Genomic DNA, 540 nt, shown 5'->3' with positions numbered 1-540 from the left:
CGCCTCCCCGGCTACAGGGGCGCTTGCCAGGGCGGCAGTGGGCTCGGCGTAGAGTTGACCATCTTTCCCGCGCCATGCTGCATGCTCCCCGTGCCAGAACAGAACGCCATCTTTATAGAAAGCCACCGGCTCAGCGCTCGCCGCAGGCTGCGCACCGTAGCGGGCAAGCAGGGCGCGAGCGAATCCTCTGTCATCAAAGTAGTAGCGCGTCGAGCATGAACCCGACATCATGAACTCGCTTGCCAGGGTAGCCAGTTCTGCGTCTGTCGGCTCAGGGCGAGCGGGGCGACTGGCGCGGTCGGCCATGACTGCGGCGCGGGCGTATGCTGCAAGGTCAGATTTTGCATAGCCAACGTAGCCACCTGTATCGTTGTAAGCGCTCGGGATCTCGGGGAGTTTCACGTCCTGCGCCTCCTCTGCCACGCTGATTTGCGACTGTTTGAGCGCAACTCCACGCGGCGTCAATACGCAGTCTGGAACATCCCTGATATCTGGGGTGGCAATCCATTCCAACTTGCTTTCGGCATGCTGGGAGCAGTC

General features: G+C 61.7%; 1 protein-coding gene. It reads right to left on the bottom strand.

The features are described from left to right. Positions 1–513: hypothetical protein (locus A7V84_RS12110; RefSeq protein ID WP_156508020.1), on the bottom strand; the 513-nt coding region annotated here is incomplete at its 3' end. Positions 514–540 lie beyond the last annotated feature (27 nt).

Origin of the sequence: Bordetella trematum (assembly GCF_900078335.1) — a bacterium.
In the GTDB taxonomy this organism is placed as follows: domain Bacteria; phylum Pseudomonadota; class Gammaproteobacteria; order Burkholderiales; family Burkholderiaceae_B; genus Bordetella; species Bordetella trematum.
Note: the sequence above shows the minus strand (reverse complement) of the source record. Positions and strands in the feature narration are given on the sequence as shown.